The sequence below is a fragment of the Gordonia sp. SCSIO 19800 genome (assembly GCF_018132775.1).
Classification (GTDB): Bacteria; Actinomycetota; Actinomycetes; order Mycobacteriales; family Mycobacteriaceae; genus Gordonia; species Gordonia hongkongensis.
On record NZ_JAGRQM010000023.1, the window covers coordinates 23,471 to 40,266 of the forward strand.

The following is a 16,796-nucleotide window of genomic DNA, read 5'->3' on the forward strand; positions in this document are numbered from 1 at the left end:
CTGCGATTCCGCTCCGATCGGAGAAAGTACACACATGACTGACACCACCCTGCCGCCCGCCGGCGGTGAAGGCGATCGCATCGAGCCCGTCGATCTCGGGCAGGAGATGCAGAAGAGCTACATCGACTACGCGATGAGCGTCATCGTGGGCCGTGCGCTCCCCGAGGTCCGCGACGGTCTCAAGCCGGTGCACCGCCGCCTCCTCTACGCGTCTTTCGACGCCGGGTTCCGTCCCGACCGCAGCTATGTCAAATCGGCGAAACCCGTTGCGGAGACGATGGGTAACTACCATCCGCACGGCGACACCGCGATCTACGACGCCCTGGTGCGCCTCGCCCAGCCGTGGTCGATGCGGTACCCGCTCATCGACGGTCAGGGCAACTTCGGCTCGCGGGGCAACGACGGCGCCGCGGCGATGCGTTACACCGAGGCCCGGCTCACCCCGCTGGCCATGGAGATGCTGCGCGACATCGGCGAGGAGACAGTCGATTTCGTCCCCAACTACGACGGCAAGACCAATGAACCGACGGTCCTGCCGTCGCGTATCCCGAACCTGCTGATCAATGGTTCCGGCGGTATCGCCGTCGGTATGGCGACGAACATGCCCCCGCACAACCTCAACGAGGTTGCCGATGCGGTGTTCTGGGCGCTGGAGAACCACGACGCCGACGACGAGACCACCCTCGCCGCGTGCATGGAGTGCATCAAGGGACCCGACTTCCCCACGGCCGGACTGATCGTCGGCAGCCAGGGGATCAAGGACGCCTACACCACCGGGCGCGGCAGCATCCGGATGCGCAGTGTCGTCGACATCGAGGAGAACAAGGGATCCACCACGCTGGTGGTCACCGAGTTGCCCTACCAGGTCAACCCGGACAACCTGATCCAATCGATCGCCGAGCAGGTCAACGAGGGAAAGCTGAAGGGCATCAGCCGGATCGAGGATCAGTCCTCGGACCGCGTCGGCATGCGGATCGTGGTGACGCTGCGTCGCGACGCCGTCGCGAAGGTCGTCCTGAACAACCTGTACAAGCACAGCCAGTTGCAGACCAGCTTCGGTGCGAACATGCTGTCCATCGTCGACGGCGTGCCCCGCACGCTGCGTCTGGACCAGATGATCCGCTACTACGTGGCGCATCAGATCGACGTCATCGTGCGACGGACGCGGTACCGGTTGCGCAAGGCCGAGGAGCGCGCGCACATCCTGCGTGGTCTGGTGAAAGCCCTTGACGCGCTTGACGAAGTGATCGCGCTGATCCGCCGCTCGGCCAACACCGAGACCGCGCGTACCGGCCTGATCGACCTCCTCGACATCGACGAGATCCAGGCCGATGCGATCCTCGCGATGCAGTTGCGCCGTCTGTCGGCCCTGGAACGCCAGAAGATCGTCGACGAACTCGCCGAGATCGAACTCGAGATCGCCGATTACAAGGACATCCTCGACCGGCCCGAGCGTCAGCGCGCCATCGTGCGCGACGAGCTCAAGGAGGTCGTCGAGAAGTACGGTGACGAGCGTCGGACCAAGATCATCGCGGCCGACGGCGATGTGAGCGACGAGGATCTGATCGCCCGCGAAGACGTCGTCGTCACGATCACCGAAACCGGATACGCCAAACGCACGAAGACCGACCTGTACCGCAGCCAGCGTCGCGGCGGCAAGGGTGTGCAGGGTGCCGGTCTCAAGCAGGACGACATCGTCAAACACTTCTTTGTGTGCTCGACCCACGACTGGATCCTGTTCTTCACCACCAAGGGTCGCGTCTACCGCGCCAAGGCCTACGAGCTGCCCGAGGCGAACCGCACCGCCCGTGGTCAGCATGTCGCCAACCTCCTGGCCTTCCAGCCGGAGGAGCGGATCGCCCAGGTCATCCAGCTGAAGACCTACGAGGATGCGCCGTATCTGGTGCTCGCCACCCGCAACGGCCTGGTGAAGAAGTCGCGACTGGTCGACTTCGACTCCAACCGCTCCGGCGGCATCGCGGCGATCAACCTGCGTGGCGAGGACGAGTTGGTCGGCGCCCAACTGTGCAGCGCCGACGACGATCTGCTCCTGGTGTCGCAGAAGGGACAGTCGATCCGGTTCCACGCCGACGACGAAGCCCTGCGGCCGATGGGCCGGCAGACCTCCGGCGTCCAGGGCATGCGGTTCAACACCGACGACACGCTGTTGTCACTGAACGTCGTCCGCGAGGGCACCTACCTGCTGGTCGCCACCTCCGGCGGGTACGCCAAGCGGACCGGTATGGACGACTACCCGGTGCAGGGTCGCGGCGGCAAGGGTGTGCTGACGATCGCCCACGATCGTCGACGCGGTGAGCTGATCGGCGCGCTCATCGTCGACGACGACTCCGAGCTCTACGCCATCACCTCGGGGGGCGGCGTCATCCGCACCACGGCGAAATCGGTGCGCAAGGCCGGACGCCAGACCAAGGGTGTCCGTCTGATGAACATCGACGAGGGCACCACGGTCATCGCCATCGCCCGCAACGCCGACGAGCCGGACGAGACAGAGGTCTCTTCCTAGGCGTTAGGGTGAAGGCCACTGTTGCTCGACCCGTCGCGAGTCGACGGGTCGGGAACGGTGGGTTCGGACCCGGCGCCGAGCGAGCAACGTCAGGAACGCCTGAGTGAGGGAATGTCTGTGAGCACACCGAACGAGCCGCATCAGGACCAGAACGGGCGCCCCGCCGGGGGACCGGCGGGACCCGGAACGGGAACCCCGACCGGGGGACTGGTGCCGCCGTGGCAGCGGGGGCCGGTCGACGATCCGTCGACCGCCCCGACCGAGACGTTCAACCGCGACGCCGCTCAGCGTCCGAGCACCGGCGAGGGCCCAGCCGGCCCGCCGCTGAACAACCCGGGCGGCCCGCCGCCGCGTGGCGTCGTGACGAACAGCGGCACCGCTGCCGCCAGCATGAGTGGCCAGCAGGCCCCGGTGACCAAGCTGGAGAGTCCGCGTCGATCGGGTACGGCGACGGCGACCGAGGAACCCGGCTTCGTCGAGTCACCCACCAGCACGATCGACCGCGGACACCTTCCGGAGAACGATCTGCCCGACCTCGATCAGATCCACCACACGGCAGACCTGAAGCGACCCGAGACGGCACAGGCGCCGGGATCCAAGCCCTCCGCACCGCGGTCGGCGCCTCGCCAGGTACTCGCCGCCGGGACCGCGCTACGCGCCTCGGTGCAGGTGCGTCGGATCGACCCGTGGGCGACGTTCAAGGTTGCGGCCGTGCTGTCGGTGGTCGGGTTTTTCATCTGGATGATCTCCGTCGCCGTGCTGTACCTCATCCTCGACGGCATGGGCGTGTGGGATCAGGTGAACAACAGCTTCGGAACGCTCATGGCGGAGGAATCGGCCGCGAGTAACGACGTGGTCGGGGCGGGCACCGTCTTCGGCGCCGCGGCGCTCCTGGGCGCCATCAACGCGATCCTGCTGACCGCGCTCGCGACGATCGGCAGCTACATCTACAACATCTGTGCCGACCTCGTCGGCGGCGCCGAGGTGACTCTCGCCGACCTCGATTGAGCGAGCCCCTGACCAGCCGTTTTGTTTGTTGGGGCATCGGTCGGGTAATCTCACTCCTCGGTTCAAGGGCCTATAGCTCAGGCGGTTAGAGCGCTTCGCTGATAACGAAGAGGTCGGAGGTTCAAGTCCTCCTAGGCCCACTGCGACAGATGTTTTCGGACATCGGAATCTCGCATCCCGCCGAACCGATCGGTACGGCACGGGGCCTTAGCTCAGTTGGTAGAGCGCTGCCTTTGCAAGGCAGATGTCAGGAGTTCGAATCTCCTAGGCTCCACCACTTCACCTCGAAGGCGACGAGCGGCTCGACGAGCCCTCGTCGCCTTTCGTGTTTGCGAGGTCTTCGTACGTCGGTCGGGCGACGCCACACGGTGCGGTCCGGGACGTCACCGCGGTCGCCGTCATTGCGGGCTGACGTCGTCCAGGCGCGACACCGGCCGGTCACCGTGTGGACCGAACAGATGCAGGATCTCCACCGGGTTGTCATCGGCCGATCCGAACCAGTGCGGCGTCGTCGGATCGAACTGGGCCGTCTCGCCGGGTTCGAGGATGTGCTCGGCGTGGGCCAGGAGCAACCGCAGTCTGCCGGCGAGAACGTAGAGCCACCGCAGTCTGCCGGCGAGAACGTAGAGCCACGCGTGTCCGTCGTGGGTCGCCAGGCGCGGTTCGCGCGGCCCGAGGACGTGCTTGAATGCCCGCACACGTCCGGGGTAATCGGTGAGGGGAACGATGACACCCCCGGACGCCATCGACCGCGGTTCGAGGTGCACGCGAGGATCACCCGTGGGCGGTGCGTCGACGAGTTGATCGAGGGACACCCGATAGACGCGCGCCAGGGGGAGCAGGGCGTCGAGGGTCGGCTGCCGTCTACCGGTTTCCACTCGGGAGCGTGCTGATCGACAGCCCCGACTGCTCGGCCACCGTCGCCAGTGTGAGATCCCGCGCGACGCGAAGGTCGCGCAGCCGCGGACCGATCGCGCCGATCAGGTCCCCCAGGTCAGCGATCATGGCGCCTTCTTTGCAGATTCCGCAAAAGTCCTCGCCGGTCGCGACCGCCGTCCCCGAGCATGGTCCCGAAGAAACCGGGAACGAGGAAAGTGGAGTAGATGAACGAATCGAACAAGGGTGAGCACCTCCGAGTCCTGCTTCTCGGCGGACGGGGAGCGGTGGGCACCGTCGTTGCCCGCGAACTCGAGCAGGACGGTCACGTCGTGACCGTGACGAGCCGCACGGCGAGCGGGGACGCCCGGATCGATCTGCGCGGCGACCTCGCGACCCTGCGCGACCTCGCTGCCGAACACGATGTCGTCGTCAACGCCTCCGGCATCGAACGCCCGGAGCTGGGAGCCGCGACCGGGCAGACGCCGCTGGTCGACATCTCGGCCTCCGGCGCCTATCTCGACCGACTACGTGCCACCGCCACCGGGCCCGTCGTCCTGGGGGCAGGGTTGGCACCGGGCCTCAGCACCATCCTGACCGCCGCACTCGACTCGCGCCCGGACGACGACCTCGATGTGCTCGTGATGCTCGGAGCCGGGGAGAAACACGGTCCCGCCGCGGTCGCGTGGACCGTCGGGCTGGTCGGCACCAACGTCCACCGCCCGCCGGAGAATCGGCCGGTGCGGAATCTCCGGGACAGTCGGCAAGCGACCGGACCCGACGGCCGGACCCGGCGCTACCTACGCGCGGACTTCCCCGACCATGTCCTTCTCGACAACCGGCCGGGTCACATCTGCTCGTATCTCACTCTCAGCTCGGCCCCGATGACCGCGGCGCTCGGCCTGATCGGGCGGGTGCCGGCGTTGCGCAGCACGCTGACGTGGGCGCCTCCCCTTGGTTCCGATGCCTGGCACGTCATCGCCGAGAATCGGCGCACCGGTGAGCGTCGGGAGGCCTCCGGGACGGGGCAGTCCGACGCCACGGGCCGACTGACGGCGCTGGCCGCCATCCGCGCCGCGACGGAACTCCATGGCGCCAAGAGAATAGTGACGATGGCCGACCTGGTCTCACTCGACGACGCGCTCACGGTGCTGAGGTAGGTCCGCTCCTACGCTGCGGCGTATTCGACGATCGACACGCCGGTGTCGAAGTCGTGTGCGCTGACGCGTCGAAACCTCCTGGGCGCGTACCGGCCGGGCGCCATCAGCGGAATGCCGCTCCCGAACATCACCGGCTGACGCTTGAGGACAAACCGGTCGATCTCGTCGGCCAGTTGAGTCGCGAGATCGCCGCCTCCGCAGAGCCAGATGTCTTTTCCCTTGCGCCGTTTGAGCTCACGCACCACCTCGACCGGGTCGCGATCCGTGAAAGTCACGCCGTCCACCGGGTCGCGTCGACGATGGGTGAAGACGTACTGGTCGAGGTGGCGGTACGGACTCGTCACCTCTGGCAACCCGGCGGCATAGGTACCGGCTCCCATCAGGACGGTGTCGAAAATCCCTGTGCTCTGGTCGATCCCGAGTGCGGCGGCGTAGTCCGTCGGGATGGTGTCGGCGAACCGCTCGTTGATGCCGTCCATGTGATCGCCCTCCATCAGAAAGGCGTCGAACTGGCCGTCCGGTCCGGCGATGTACCCGTCGAGACTCACGGCCACGTAGTACACGAGTTCACGCATGCTGTTCCCCAATCACTTCAGATGTAGTGGTTGAGAAACTACAACACATGTAGTGGTTGCGCTATCGTTTTCTCATGGCTCGCAACGATGACCGCCGACGGGCGCTGGCCGACGCGGGTCTCGAAGTGCTTGCCGACGCCGGCGCGCGGGGACTCACCCACCGCGCGGTGGACCGGGCGGCCGGCGTGCCCCTCGGTACGACGACGAACTACTTCCGTTCTCGCTCAGCACTTCTCACCGGATTGGTGGAGCGCATCTACGAGCGACTGGCACCGAGCGACGAGTTCATCGCTGAGCGGGCCGGACGCACACCGACGCGGGAGCTCTTCGCCGAGTATCTCCGCAACATCGTCGAGCGTCTGATGGCAAACCGGACTGTCACCATCGCACTGATCGAACTCCGGTTGGAAGGAATTCGACGCCCTGAGGTCGCGGAGATCATCGGCGAATGGCGTCGGACCGGGTTCACCGGGGACGTGGCGTTCAATGAACAAGCCGGCCTGGCGGGGACGGCCCGGGAGATCGCCCTCTTCCACTACGCCGTCGACGGCCTCCTGCTGGACCAGCTGACCGGTCCGCTGCTCCCGGATGTGCCGGTCGACGACATCGTCGACGCGCTGGTCGACGGGTTGCTGCCGGGCTGAGATCACGCCGTCCGACTCCGGCTCCGGGTCGACGATGGCCGGGAATGGCACCCGCTACCGTGAATAGGTGGACCGAGACCTGCTCGACGGACGCTACGAGATCCGGGGAGTTCTCGGACGCGGTGGCATGGCGGTGGTCCACGACGGGTGGGACCGGCGACTCCACCGGTCGGTCGCCATCAAACTACTGCGCTCAGAGCCGGAGACCCCGACGGTCGCACGTGACCGGTTCATCGCAGAGGCGCGGGCGGCCGCCGCGCTCAACCACCCCAACATCGTCGCCGTCCACGATTTCGGCGAGCACGACGGAACGCCGTACATCGTGATGGAACGGCTGAGTGGCACAACGGTCGGCGATCTCATGGCCGGCGGGCCGTTGCCGCCCCACCGCGTCGCCGCGATCCTCGAGGACGTCCTGGCCGCCCTGTACGCCGCCCATTCCGCCGGGGTGCTGCACCGCGACATCAAACCCGCGAACTTGCTGATGTCCGGCGACCGGGTGAAGGTTGCCGATCTCGGCATCGCCAAGACGGCCGGGATGGCGCACACGGCGACGGGAGAAGTGGTCGGAACCATCTGTTACCTCAGTCCCGGTCGCGTGTTGGGCCGGGCGGCGACACCGGCCGACGATCTCTACGCGGCTGCGGTCGTCGCATATGAGGCTCTGACGGGTCGCCGCGCGTACGACCACGACAACCCTGCCGCCGTCGCGCACGCGATCCTGCACGCGCCGCCGCCACTGCTGGCCGACATCCGTCCGGATGTCGCGCCGGCACTGCGCGAGACGATCGACCGGGCCATGCGTCCGGGTGACACCGTGCCGTTTCCGAGTGCTGCGGCGATGAGCGCGGCGCTGGCCGGGCATGGCGACCACATGGGCCCGGACGGGACGAGTCGGCTCACGGCGCCGATGCCGCCACCGTCCCCGCCAACTCGCACCGCCTCGGGGACGGCTTCGCTTCCGGAAGGGCCGAACCGCTCCCGACGTCGAACGTCGATCGCGGTGCTGGGCGGCGCCGCCGCTCTTCTGACCGCCCTTCTCGTCGCCGTCGTCGTAATCGCCACCGGATCCGACGACGACACCCCAGTTCCGGCGACCCCGACCTCCCTGCCGGCCGCCGAGTCCTCGACCACCGAATCACGGCCGACTCCACCGCCGAGCACGATCGACGCGCCCGCGCCGATCCCTCTGCCGACCGGCGCGACGGAGATCGACACCCCCCAGACCGAGGAGGGACCGGCCGGAAGCGGCGGAAAAGGGCGGGGCAACAGCGGTGGTGGCAACGGCGGTGGTGGCAAGAGCGAGAACAAGGGGAACGGGAAACCGAAGGACGACAAGAACTGACGTCGCCCATCGACGTCCCTCAGTCGTCCTTGTTCAGGTGCGCGTAGCGCCGGCGGAACTTCTCGACCCGGCCGGCGACGTCGGGGATCGTGTTCACCCCGGTGTAGAACGGATGCGAGTCGCTGGTGACGTCGACGGTGATCAGCGGGTACTCGTTGCCGTCGGACCAGGTGACGGTCGTCGACGATGTCGCCGTCGATCGGGTGAGGAACTCCTTGCCCGTCGAACCGTCGCGGATGACGACGGGGTGGTAATCGGGGTGGATGCCCTTCTTCATGTGGGTGCCTTCCGGTGAGATGTGGGTCGGTGCGGGGTCAGTTGTCCCGGGGATCAGCGTCGACGCCGGGGAATGCGTCCACGGTCGACTCGCCGACGTCGAGGTCATCGCACGGGTCGGCGTGGAACTGCCCGAACGGATCGTCGAAGGTCGACCAGAACTGTTGTCCGGCAGCGAATTCGACCTCGTTCAGGCAGGCGCCGCGGAGGGCCTCCTCGATCTCCGCGGGGTCGCCCTGATGGACGAGCGCGACGAGTGACGTGTGCCGGTCGCCGAAGGTCTCGTCCCAGCGCAGTGCACCGAGAGCCCGACGCTCGTCGGGTATTTGCGCGAGTTCGTCGTCGGTCATCGAGGCGAGCCAGGGACCTCCGTGCGCGACGCGCAGTCCGCCGCCGGCCGACTCGAGCCAGAGCGCCTCGTCGGGCTGGGTGGCGATCCAGAGTCGCCCGCGGGCACAGACGACCCCGTCGAGGAGGGCGTCGATCGCCTCGTGGAAGCGATCCGGGTGCAGCGGTCGATCGCTGTGGAACTCGACCCACGTGACCCCGCAGTCGGAGTCCAGTGGCGGTTGGCCCGCGAGGAGAGGGTCGTGCGGACCGTCGATGCGTCCGCGACGTGAACGGGGCGGTACCGCGGCGAGCAGTTGCTCGGCCAGGACGGGTGTGATCGGGCGCTGCGGCAACTCGAACATCATCGGGACGTTCGGCGCGAGCCGCTTGAGGACGGCGACGAGTCGCGCGGACGCCCAGGCGTCGCGGACGGTCGGGTCGCATGCCGCGACCACCAGCGCGTCGGCAAAAGCGACCTGACCGACCGCCACCTGAGCGAGGGTGCGGTCGTCGTCGAGTGCGACGTGCCCACCTTCGGTGAGTGAGAGATCGCCGGTCGCCGAGGTCAGCCAATCATCCTCGGCCACACAGGCAACGGTGAGATCGACGCGGACGTCGGCGGCCGCCGGGGCGTCGTCGAACCCCGGCATGTCCGAGACGATGACGTTCTCGATCGACCAGGCGACCTGCTCGGGTTCGAGGACGGGATCGAGTGTGAGGACGATCCGGTTCACCGACGGTCGACGATGCAGCCGCCGCAGCAGAGGGAGCAGGTCTTCGCGCAGGGTGCACGAGATGCAACCGTGGGCCAGTTCCACGATGCAGACGTCATGGTGGCTGCGACCGTCGGGACCCCGCCAGCTGAGGGTCCGGACGACGCGGCCGTCCTCGACCTGTGTCAGGTCGTGGTGGACCTGGACGCTGCCGACGCCGCCGCACTCCAACGCGTCGCCCACCCGGTGGATCGACGACGCGTCGAGCCCGGTGACCAGCACGATCGGGGTCCGTTGCTCGCCCGGGGTGTCCTGCGGGTGGTTCGCGGGTTGATCGTCGAGCACGACTCCACTCCGTTCTATTGAGAATGATTTCCATTTGTGCTCCGACGACGGTACCGTGGCCGCACAGTTAATGCCAATCATTGTCGATAAGAACAGGAGGCAGCATGTCCAAGAGGTGCCAGGTCACCGGTCGGGTACCCGGCTTCGGCAAGCAGGTGTCGCATTCGCACAAACGGACGTCGCGCCGGTGGGACCCGAACATCCAGCGCCGCCGCTACTACGTGCCCAGCGAGGGGCGGTACGTGACGCTGCGCGTGAGCGCCAAGGGGATCTCGACGATCGACAAGCACGGCATCGAGTCGGTGCTGCGCAAGATCCGTGCCCGAGGGGAGAAGGTCTGATGGCGCGCAACGAGATCCGGCCCATCGTCAAACTGCGTTCCACCGCCGGGACCGGATACACCTATGTGACCCGGAAGAACCGCCGCAACGATCCCGACCGGATGGTGCTGCGCAAGTACGACCCCATCGCCCGCGCCCACGTCGACTTCCGAGAGGACCGCTGATGGCCAAGAAGTCCAAGATCGTCCGCAACGAACAGCGCCGCGAGGTCGTCGCGCGGTATGCCGACCTCCGCGCCGAACTGAAGCGCGCGAGCGTTGCAGCCAGTTCGACGCCCGAGGAGCGTTCGGAAGCGCTACGACGCCTACAACGGCTGCCGCGCAACGCAAGTCCGACTCGACTGCGCAACCGGGATGCCGTCGACGGCCGGCCCCGCGGGTACATCGGCAAGGCGGGCCTGTCGCGCGTGCGGTTCCGCGAACTCGCGCACCGCGGCGAACTACCCGGAATCCAGAAGTCCAGCTGGTGATCCGGACCCACGAGAACGAGGAACAGTGATGGCCAACAGAAGACAGCGTCAGCGCGAGGAAGTGCCGGCGAAGCGCAAGCGGAACCTGCTCATCGCACAAGGCGTGCGGGTCGACGGTCGTAATCCCGTGGACTACAAGGATGTCGCATTGCTGCGGCAGTTCCTGTCCGACAAGGGCAGAATCCGCAGCCGACGCCTCACGGGGCTGAGCCCGCAGGAGCAGCGCCAGGTCGCCACGGCGATCCGCAACGCGCGAGAGATGGCGTTGCTGCCGTACGACTCTCGGCACTGAGAACGAGCGCGACGCCTGCCCCCGTGTGGGGCAGGCGTCGCGCTCGGTGGTGAGTGCCCTGCTACTTGGAACCCTGCGGCACGTTCTCGAGGCGATCCAGCAGGGTGCGTGCCAAGGATTCCGACGACGCGGGATTCTGGCCGGTCAGCAGGTTGCCGTCGGTCTCGATGTGGACCGTCCACGGTTCGGCGAGGGTGACCTTGAACCCCGCCTGGGTGAGCCGATCCTGGAGGAGCCAGGGAGCTTTGTCGGCGAGCCCGGCCTGTTCCTCCTCGGCGTTGCTGAAGCCGGTCACCGTGCGGCCGGCGAACGCGTTGACGCCGTCGGAGTTGTTCGCCGCCAACAGGATCGCCGGACCGTGACAGACGATTCCGAGCGGCAGTTGCGCCTCGTCGGCCGCTATCAGCAGAGCTCCGGCGTCCGCGTCGACGGCCAGGTCCTCCATGGGTCCGTGGCCGCCCGGAACGAACACAGCGTCGTAGTCGGCGATGCGAACGTCGGTGAGCGCGATCGGCTTCTGCAGCTCCGGAGCGGTCTCCACGACGTGGCGGATCTCCGCGGCGCGCTCAGGTGTGCCGATGCTCTCGACCGCGAGACTCCCCTCGTCGACCGGTGGCCGTACGCCGTTCGGGGTGGCCACGGTCACCGTGTAGCCGGCTGCGCGGAACGCTTCCAGCGGGGCGACGGCCTCCTCGGCCCAGAACCCGGTCTTGTGACTGGATCCGTCGTTCAGCGTCCAGCTGCCGGCGCCGGTCATGATGAAGAGGATGTTGCGTGTCATCTGAAACTCCTGTGTCCAGGTAGACGGTGTCGGTCTCCGACCGCCAAGGTAGAGAACAACCGCGGTCCCGGCCACAGCCCAGGTCAGGCCGGGGGAGACGGGTCAGATCACGTGAGACCGGTGAGTTCCGCCGATCGCTGCCACAACCCGTCGATCAGCTTCTGGTCATGGGCCTGACGGTTCTCCCGACCATTGGCCTTGTGGCGATCGAAGTACACGCCGTTGACCGTCGGGTCGGCGCCGCGCTCGGCCAGGGCGATGAGCGGGGCAGCTCCCTGCTCGGGGGTGATGGTCACCAGGCGCGTCAGCGGAGACCGGTAGGCGAGCCCGACGAAGCGCGAGTCGCGGCCGAAGCTCGTCGCCGCCGGACCGGGATGCACTGCGGCGGAATAGATCTTGTCACCGGTCCAGCGCTGCGCGATCCCGCGTGTGAACAGGATGTTCATCAGCTTGGCCGTACCGTAGGGCCGCATCGCGAGGGTCCGTCGCTTCTCGAAATCCAGGTCGTCGAGGTCGACCTTTCCGAAGAGGTTGCCGACGCTGGACGTGTTCAGGACGAGCGATTGTGGGGCAGCGGCCAACCGGTCCCGCAGCAGGTGGGTCAGCAGGAACGGTGCGAGATGGTTGATCTGGAAGTTGGGTTCGTGCCCGTCGGACGTGCGGTGCGACGCGTCGAACGTCCCGCCCGCGTTGTTCATGAGTATGTCGATGGTTCCGACGGCGGAGTTGATCTCGGCGGCGAGATCCCGCACCTCCGAGAGTGCGGAGAAGTCGGCGGTGAACTGCCGCGCACCCGTCTCGGCGGCGATCGGCGCGAGCTTCTTCGCCGAGCGTCCGACGAGGACGAGATCGGTGTCGGGTCCGGCCAGGGATCGCGCTGCAATTGCGCCGATCCCGTCGCTGGCGCCGGTGAGGACGATGGTGCGTTTCTGTCCGGAGGGGGTGTCACTGGCCATCGGTCGTGCCCTCCGATCCGCCGACCGCGTGACCCTCGTCAGTGTGGTCGGCCGGTGGCTGTGCTCCGTCGTAAGACGCCTTGTCTTCCCGGATTCGGTCGGTCTCGCCGATCTCGGTGTCCCCTGCGGTGGGCAGTGCCGAGGCCGGCCCGTCATTCTCGTCGGGGTCGCTCCGCATGTCGGGGTCGGCCTTCACTTCGTCGTCGGTCGTGGTCCATGTGGGCTTCTCGTTGTCCGGCATCTCTCCACCTTGCCCCAAGACGCGGGATTTCACACCGCCCGACTTCAACTGAACTTGAGGTTGTGTGCTCGTCGTCGTGACCACACCCGACCCGGCGAGCCGGCGCATCGGCCTCATCCTCGTCGTCCCGACCCTCATGGTGATGCTCGACGTGACGGTGCATCGATCCTGGTCCCGGTCGGCATCGGCCTGATCCTGCTGGGCTACTTCGTCCGTCGGTCGCTGCGCAGCCGCACGCCCGTGCTGGATCTCCGGCTGTTGGCGCACGCGCGTCTGCGCGGTGGCGTCGTGGTGATGATCTTCTTCGCCGGGGCGTACTTCGGGTCGATGACGATCCTGCCGATCTATGTCCAGTCGGTCCGGTCCGATTCGGCCACGACCGCCGGCATGCTGTTCGTGCTCCCCGCGCTCCTGAGCGGCATCACTCTCCAGATCGCCACGCGGGTCGCCGATTCCGTGGACCCGCGACGGGTTGCGATCTGCGGCATCGTGCTGTCGACGACGGCGATGATTCTGATGGCCGCGCTGCTCGACGAATCGACCCCCTACCCGGCCCGTCGTCGCGATCCTCGCTCTCATGGGGATCGGTGTCGGCGCGACGATGCTGCCCACCATGACGGCCGCCACCCGCGACCTCGAGGGCGCGGACACCCCGGGCGGCACGACCATCCTCACGACCTCGAACCAGTTCGCCGTCGCGCTGGCGTCGGCAGCGATCACGGCCACCATTGCGGCCCTGATGAACTCGCGCAGCACGGCGGTCGACGGCCGGGGAGTGGCGGGTGCGATGTCATTGAGTCCCGCCGAACGCATCGATGCTGCGCCCGAGTTGGCCTCGGCGATCGCCGACACGTACCTCCTCACGACCGGTCTTCTCGTGTGTGCCCTGCTCGCGGCCGTGTTCGTGATGCCGGCGCGGCGGCCCCTTCGAGACGCTCGCAAGCTCGCTCCTCAGGGAGCAGGGGTGACGTGCTCGCTCCTCAGGGCCGGATGGGCGGCTGCCGCTCGTCAGTCCGGCCTCAGGCGATGAACAGAATCCATCCGTAGACGAGCAGCCCGAAGACGAAGACCCCGGCGTAGGCCCAGCCGACCCAGATGGCGGCGGTGGCGAAGGGGAGACCCGCCTCGCGACGCTGCCGGATCTGGGTGCGCGCACGGTATCCGAGGACCAATCCCACGATGAAGGTGATCCCGAGGATCGACAACGCCAGGGCCCACAACGCCATCCGATTGACGCGCGGACCGGCACCGGACTGGGGAGCCACGCTGTCCTCCGAACTTCTGGCGGGTTCAACTGCTGAATAGGCCTGGGTCGCCGGGGAGGCAGGGCCCGAGGTCTCGGTGTCCGGGAGGTCGGCGGCAGGTGCGCCGGCCGTGCCGGGACCGTCCACGACGCGGGTATTAGGGGACGGATCGCCGGACAGACCGATTGCCAGCCCGCCCGCACCCACCACCTGTGTCGCGTGATCGTCCCGGTCGGAATCCCGACCGGAGGAGTCCGGTCGTCCGCCCGGCGCTGCACCCGGCCGGGGTCCGGCGAAGGGTGGACGGGAGCCATCTGTGGGCCTATTGCCTTGCGGCGGAGTGCCTTTGGCGAACGGCGCTCCTCCCGGGCCCGACCGTTGACCGGGTGGGGGTCGGCGTCCGGGCGGACCGGATGGCATCGGCGGTCGCGGACCCGGCCCGGGCGGATTGCCGCCTGGGCGCTGCACGGTTGGGTTGGCGCCCGCCACCGGCGCGGCCGGCGCGGGCCCGGGGCCATTCTGCCGCGGACGCGGCGCACCGGGCGGATGCGGTCCCCCGGAGGGACCAGACGTCCCGAACGAGTCACTGCGCGGCGGGGCCGGTCGCCGGCCCGGCGGGGGCCCGGGTCTGGTGGGTGGTCGACCCCCGGGCGGCGGCGTGAAGTCACCGCGGGGCGCCGGCCGGCCGTCGGAACGGTCGGGAGCGTCGGCTCCCTGCGACGAGGTCGGCGAGCCCGCAGGTCGTGCGGGGGACCGTTCCCACGGCGCCGGGTTGCTCGTCGGTGCGGAGCTCTCGGGCGCCGACCAGGACTCGCGGGTCCGGTCGTCTGCGCCGCCGGACCCCGGCGGCGGGTTCGGGGAGCGCTCGTCGTCTGAGGTCACGAGACCAAATTACCCGTGCGTGGCGAGCGGCCCGGTGTCGCGTCGGCCGCGGCGGGTCACGAAGCCTGCGTCTCGGTGCTCTCGGCGAGCGCCTCGCGGACCTCCTCGATCCGCGGGACGGTCGGGGACACCGGGGCCACCACGCGTCGGGCGCGGCGCAGCGAGCCGGCGACGACGGCGGCGGTGACGGACGCGGCGACCACACCCAGCGCGGTCAAGAGGTAGTTCTTGGACATGGGCTCAAGAGTGCCAGCCGGTGTGCGGCGCTGCCACCCCGCCCGGTGCATCTGCGCACCTCGGGGCCATGTCCCGACCAGCGGATCCGGGTGAGTGGTTGGATGGAGGGATGACTACACCGAAAAGCTCCGCAGTCATCCACACCAATCGCGGCGACATCAAGGTCGACCTGTTCCCGAACCATGCACCCAAGACGGTCGAGAACTTCGTCGGGCTGGCCGACGGCAGCAAGGAGTACAGCAAGCCCAACGCGTCCGGCGGCAACTCCGGCCCGTTCTTCGACGGCTCGGTCTTCCACCGCGTCATCTCCGGTTTCATGATCCAGGGCGGCGACCCGACCGGAACCGGCATGGGCGGCCCCGGCTACCAGTTCGGCGACGAGTTCCACCCGGAGCTGCAGTTCGACCGTCCGTACCTGCTCGCGATGGCCAATGCCGGCCCCGGTACCAACGGCTCGCAGTTCTTCATCACCGTCGGCCCGACCCCGCACCTCAACCGTCGCCACACCATCTTCGGTGAGGTCACCGATCCGGCTTCGCAGCAGGTCGTCGACGCGATCGCCACGACGTCGACCGACCGCAGCGACCGCCCGCTCGACGAGGTCGTCATCGAGAAGATCGAGGTCAACTGACCTCTCCGGAACACACCGCCCCGCAGCGGGCGGTGTGTTACCGGCATCCCGACCGTCCCACCGGCCTGTCCTGCAGCCGGTGCGGACGGTCGGCGTGTCCCGAGTGCCTGCGTCCGGCATCGGTCGGCCAGCACTGTCTCGAATGCCTCCGCAACGACGGCGTGCAACGGTCGCCGTCGCTCGGCGGCCCACGCCGCGGTGTCCCCGTGATGGCGCGCACCCGCACGGCCCCGACGCAGCCCTACGCCACGTACGCGCTCATCGCGGTCAACCTGCTGATCTTCGCGCTGTGCGTTCTCCAGGCCGGAGTGGGCGATCCCGGCGGGGCAGCGATCTTCGGCGCCGGCGATCTCCTCAAGAGCGACGTCGCAGCCGGTGAGTACTGGCGTCTCCAAACCGCGGGCTTCCTGCATTTCAGCGTCATGCACGTGGCCGTCAACATGCTGTCGCTCTACATCCTCGGCCGCGATCTCGAACTCGCCCTCGGCATCGGCCGATACCTGGCCGTCTACCTGATCGCACTGCTCGGCGGCAGCGCTGCCGTCATGCTCTTCGAGGACGACCGCGCCCTGACCGCCGGAGCCTCCGGAGCCATCTACGGACTCATGGGCGCGATGCTCGTGATCATCCTCAAGGCCCGCGTGTCCCCGGTCCCGGTTCTGCTCATCATCGGCTTCAACGTGGTGCTGTCGTTCTCCCTGCCCGGCATCTCGGTCCTCGGGCATCTCGGCGGGCTCGCCTTCGGAGCGGCCGCCACCGCGGCGATCGTGTACCTCCCCGACGCCGTGCTGCCCGCGGGTCGTCGGAATCCCCAGGCCGCGAGTCGCGTCGGCTGGATCGCGCTCGCCGCACTGTTCGTCGTGGCGCTGGGGCTGGGCATCGGCGCGGGCGTCGCGTACGACGGGCTCGTCTACATCCGCTGAGCA

At 68.0% G+C, this 16,796-nt stretch carries 20 protein-coding genes, 2 tRNA genes and 2 pseudogenes; 15 read left to right on the top strand and 9 right to left on the bottom strand.

The genetic code is table 11. The features are described from left to right. Window positions 1-34 precede the first annotated feature (34 nt). The 4 genes from gyrA (at window position 35) to KB201_RS20725 (ending at window position 3,809) form a co-directional block, all read left to right on the top strand. Window positions 35-2,524, top strand: a complete 2,490-nt coding sequence (gyrA, locus tag KB201_RS20710; RefSeq protein WP_058252999.1) for a DNA gyrase subunit A — start codon at window positions 35-37, stop codon at window positions 2,522-2,524. A gap of 117 nt (window positions 2,525-2,641) precedes the next feature. Then, window positions 2,642-3,532: a DUF3566 domain-containing protein gene (locus KB201_RS20715; RefSeq protein ID WP_211540280.1), complete on the top strand. Its 891-nt coding sequence runs from the start codon at window positions 2,642-2,644 to the stop codon at window positions 3,530-3,532. Between the two features lie 66 nt (window positions 3,533-3,598). Continuing rightward, window positions 3,599-3,672, top strand: a tRNA-Ile gene (locus tag KB201_RS20720). A gap of 61 nt (window positions 3,673-3,733) precedes the next feature. Beyond that, window positions 3,734-3,809: transfer RNA gene (locus tag KB201_RS20725), tRNA-Ala, on the top strand. A gap of 121 nt (window positions 3,810-3,930) precedes the next feature. Here KB201_RS20725 and KB201_RS20730 read toward each other — a convergent pair. Then, a pseudogene (locus tag KB201_RS20730) lies at window positions 3,931-4,537 on the bottom strand (helix-turn-helix domain-containing protein). 98 nt (window positions 4,538-4,635) lie between these two features. On the opposite strand from KB201_RS20730, the gene KB201_RS20735 reads away from it, so the two are divergent. Then, complete coding sequence (locus tag KB201_RS20735; RefSeq protein WP_211540281.1) at window positions 4,636-5,568, top strand: saccharopine dehydrogenase; 933 nt, start codon at window positions 4,636-4,638, stop codon at window positions 5,566-5,568. An 8-nt stretch (window positions 5,569-5,576) separates the two neighbouring features. On the opposite strand, the gene KB201_RS20740 is transcribed toward KB201_RS20735, so the two are convergent. After that, the gene (locus KB201_RS20740; protein ID WP_211540282.1) at window positions 5,577-6,143 is read right to left on the bottom strand and encodes a dihydrofolate reductase family protein; all 567 of its coding nucleotides are present in this window, start codon (window positions 6,141-6,143) and stop codon (window positions 5,577-5,579) included. Between the two features lie 74 nt (window positions 6,144-6,217). On the opposite strand from KB201_RS20740, the gene KB201_RS20745 reads away from it, so the two are divergent. Together KB201_RS20745 and KB201_RS20750 are read left to right on the top strand one after the other, a co-directional pair. Continuing rightward, window positions 6,218-6,787, top strand: a complete 570-nt coding sequence (locus KB201_RS20745; protein ID WP_078114059.1) for a TetR/AcrR family transcriptional regulator — start codon at window positions 6,218-6,220, stop codon at window positions 6,785-6,787. Window positions 6,788-6,854: 67 nt separating this feature from the next. Beyond that, a complete protein-coding gene (locus KB201_RS20750) occupies window positions 6,855-8,132 on the top strand; it encodes a serine/threonine-protein kinase (RefSeq protein WP_211540283.1) in 1,278 nt (425 codons plus the stop codon). A 19-nt stretch (window positions 8,133-8,151) separates the two neighbouring features. Here KB201_RS20750 and KB201_RS20755 read toward each other — a convergent pair whose 3' ends face one another. Continuing rightward, window positions 8,152-8,409 (bottom strand): type B 50S ribosomal protein L31, encoded by a 258-nt coding sequence (locus KB201_RS20755; protein WP_165629297.1) that lies wholly within the window; start codon window positions 8,407-8,409, stop codon window positions 8,152-8,154. A gap of 37 nt (window positions 8,410-8,446) precedes the next feature. Then, on the bottom strand, window positions 8,447-9,796 hold the full coding sequence (gene mrf / locus KB201_RS20760) for a ribosome hibernation factor-recruiting GTPase MRF (RefSeq protein ID WP_211540284.1): 1,350 nt from the start codon (window positions 9,794-9,796) through the stop codon (window positions 8,447-8,449). A 104-nt stretch (window positions 9,797-9,900) separates the two neighbouring features. Here mrf and rpmB point away from each other — a divergent pair, with 104 nt between their 5' ends. Genes rpmB through rpsR form a run of 4 tightly spaced genes read left to right on the top strand, consistent with a single transcriptional unit; the run spans window position 9,901 to window position 10,898 of the window. Then, window positions 9,901-10,137, top strand: coding sequence for a 50S ribosomal protein L28 (gene rpmB / locus KB201_RS20765; RefSeq protein ID WP_004020952.1), 237 nt, complete (start codon window positions 9,901-9,903; stop codon window positions 10,135-10,137). Further along, window positions 10,137-10,301, top strand: coding sequence for a 50S ribosomal protein L33 (gene rpmG / locus KB201_RS20770; protein WP_058253004.1), 165 nt, complete (start codon window positions 10,137-10,139; stop codon window positions 10,299-10,301). The genes rpmB and rpmG overlap by 1 nt, the downstream gene beginning before the upstream one ends. Further along, a complete protein-coding gene (gene rpsN, locus KB201_RS20775) occupies window positions 10,301-10,606 on the top strand; it encodes a 30S ribosomal protein S14 (RefSeq protein ID WP_058253005.1) in 306 nt (101 codons plus the stop codon). Before rpmG ends, rpsN begins: the two co-directional genes overlap by 1 nt. A 28-nt stretch (window positions 10,607-10,634) precedes the next feature. Continuing rightward, a complete protein-coding gene (gene rpsR / locus KB201_RS20780) occupies window positions 10,635-10,898 on the top strand; it encodes a 30S ribosomal protein S18 (RefSeq protein WP_058253006.1) in 264 nt (87 codons plus the stop codon). A gap of 61 nt (window positions 10,899-10,959) precedes the next feature. Here the strand turns inward: rpsR and KB201_RS20785 are convergent, their stop codons facing one another. The 3 genes from KB201_RS20785 to KB201_RS20795 form a co-directional block, all read right to left on the bottom strand. Next, window positions 10,960-11,679, bottom strand: a complete 720-nt coding sequence (locus KB201_RS20785; protein WP_211540285.1) for a type 1 glutamine amidotransferase domain-containing protein — start codon at window positions 11,677-11,679, stop codon at window positions 10,960-10,962. A gap of 107 nt (window positions 11,680-11,786) precedes the next feature. Next, window positions 11,787-12,635 carry an SDR family NAD(P)-dependent oxidoreductase gene (locus KB201_RS20790; RefSeq protein WP_211540286.1) on the bottom strand — a complete coding sequence of 283 codons (849 nt, stop codon included), beginning with the start codon at window positions 12,633-12,635 and terminating at the stop codon, window positions 11,787-11,789. Then, entirely contained in the window at window positions 12,625-12,876 is a 252-nt protein-coding gene (locus KB201_RS20795) for a hypothetical protein (protein WP_058253009.1), read from the bottom strand. Before KB201_RS20795 ends, KB201_RS20790 begins: the two co-directional genes overlap by 11 nt. Before the next feature lie 294 nt (window positions 12,877-13,170). On the opposite strand from KB201_RS20795, the pseudogene KB201_RS25290 reads away from it, so the two are divergent. Next, window positions 13,171-13,344 (top strand): annotated as a pseudogene (locus tag KB201_RS25290) (MFS transporter); the annotation flags it as partial. 109 nt (window positions 13,345-13,453) lie between these two features. Then, on the top strand, window positions 13,454-13,906 hold the full coding sequence (locus KB201_RS24995; protein ID WP_249146173.1) for a hypothetical protein: 453 nt from the start codon (window positions 13,454-13,456) through the stop codon (window positions 13,904-13,906). On the opposite strand, the gene KB201_RS20805 is transcribed toward KB201_RS24995, so the two are convergent. Together KB201_RS20805 and KB201_RS20810 are read right to left on the bottom strand one after the other, a co-directional pair. After that, complete coding sequence (locus KB201_RS20805) at window positions 13,896-14,141, bottom strand: DUF4190 domain-containing protein (RefSeq protein WP_058253056.1); 246 nt, start codon at window positions 14,139-14,141, stop codon at window positions 13,896-13,898. The two genes, KB201_RS24995 and KB201_RS20805, sit on opposite strands and share 11 nt — an antisense overlap. 917 nt (window positions 14,142-15,058) lie before the next feature. Next, entirely contained in the window at window positions 15,059-15,238 is a 180-nt protein-coding gene (locus tag KB201_RS20810; protein ID WP_211540287.1) for a hypothetical protein, read from the bottom strand. Window positions 15,239-15,348: 110 nt separating this feature from the next. Here KB201_RS20810 and KB201_RS20815 point away from each other — a divergent pair, with 110 nt between their 5' ends. Both KB201_RS20815 and KB201_RS20820 read left to right on the top strand, forming a co-directional pair. Beyond that, entirely contained in the window at window positions 15,349-15,870 is a 522-nt protein-coding gene (locus KB201_RS20815; RefSeq protein WP_058253011.1) for a peptidylprolyl isomerase, read from the top strand. A 209-nt stretch (window positions 15,871-16,079) separates the two neighbouring features. Continuing rightward, complete coding sequence (locus KB201_RS20820; protein ID WP_211540288.1) at window positions 16,080-16,793, top strand: rhomboid family intramembrane serine protease; 714 nt, start codon at window positions 16,080-16,082, stop codon at window positions 16,791-16,793. Window positions 16,794-16,796 lie beyond the last annotated feature (3 nt).